Source organism: Actinomadura harenae (assembly GCF_003696215.1).
In the GTDB taxonomy this organism is placed as follows: Bacteria; Actinomycetota; Actinomycetes; order Streptosporangiales; family Streptosporangiaceae; genus Spirillospora; species Spirillospora harenae.
Window position 1 is genome coordinate 1 of sequence record NZ_RFFG01000271.1, and the last position, 1,198, is coordinate 1,198.

Below are 1,198 nucleotides of genomic sequence, written 5' to 3' on the forward strand. Positions count from 1 at the left end.
CTAGTGGCTCGTTACGCAACCTTGCTGGGGTAACTGGTCCATGATCGGATCGGGGAGCTGGCGGCGAAGTTGGTTTTCGGGTGGGTGTTGTGGTTGTGCCAGCGGATGTAGGCGGCGATGGCGCGGTTCTGCTGGTCGTGGCTGTGGTGGTCGGTGCCGTTCAGGGCGAAGTACCGCAAGGCGGCGAACTCCGACTCGATCCAGTTCAGCCACGACCCGTAGGTCGGCAGGAAGACCAGCTCGACATCGTTGGCCTCAGCCCACGCCCGGACGCCGAGGTGTTTGTGCGGGGAGTAGTTGTCGCAGATCAGGTAGAGGCGTTCGCCTGGCCAGCGGGTGCGCAGGCTCTTGAGGAACGACAAGAACTCCCGCCACCGTTTCCGTTTCCGGATGCGGTAGTAGAGCTTGCCGGTGGCCAGGTCCAGAGCGCCGAGCATGTGCCGGACGCCGTTGTTGCGGTGAAAGGTCGCCCTCAGTCGCCGGGGGCTGCGGGCGGGCCGCCACGCTTTGCCCTTGCGGGGCATCAGGTTGAGTGGCCCGAACTCGTCCACGCAGATCACCCGCCCACCCTCGGGAGGCGCGTCGTACAGGGCCAGGACGGCCTGCATCTTGGCGATGAAGTCGGGGTCGTTGCTGCTCTTCCAGGTGGTCGTGGTCTGCCACGACACCCCGCCGGCCTTCAAGATCCTTCCCAGATGGGTCGGGGACAGTGAGGTGACCAGCCCGATCTTCTCCAGATGAGCGGCCAGCTTGGCCAGGCTCCAGGTCGAGAAGCCGGTGATGCCCCATTCGGCGGGAGTCGTCCGGGCGATCAGGCAGATGCGTTCCCGCACCCTCTCACCGATCCTCCGCGGACGGCCCCCGCTCCATTTTGGGTCGAGCGCGTCGAACCCCCGCTCGTTGAACGCGTGCACCACGCCCCGCACATAGTCGTCGCTGACCTGCATCAACGTCCGGATCGAGGACGCCGGTCGGCCTTGCGCGGACATCAGGACCACGATCGCCCGCCGCAGCTTCACCGGGTCCTTGGCCGACCGCGTGATCCGCTGCAGCCTCCGGCCTTCCTCCATCGACAACGCCCGCACGAACACCTCAGGCTTCCGCGCCACACCCACCTCCCAGAACCGACTGGGACAAGGCTGACGCGCCACCCCACCGAGATCAATTACCCCAGCAAGGTTCAGTCACGAGCCACTAG

The 1,198-nt window shown here is 65.9% G+C and carries 1 protein-coding gene; it reads right to left on the reverse strand.

What is annotated here, in order from left to right; translation table 11 throughout:
* Positions 1 to 11: 11 nt before the first annotated feature.
* Positions 12 to 1,109: an IS630 family transposase gene (locus EBO15_RS43430; protein ID WP_199745202.1), complete on the reverse strand. Its 1,098-nt coding sequence runs from the start codon at positions 1,107 to 1,109 to the stop codon at positions 12 to 14.
* Between the last annotated feature and the right edge of the window lie 89 nt (positions 1,110 to 1,198).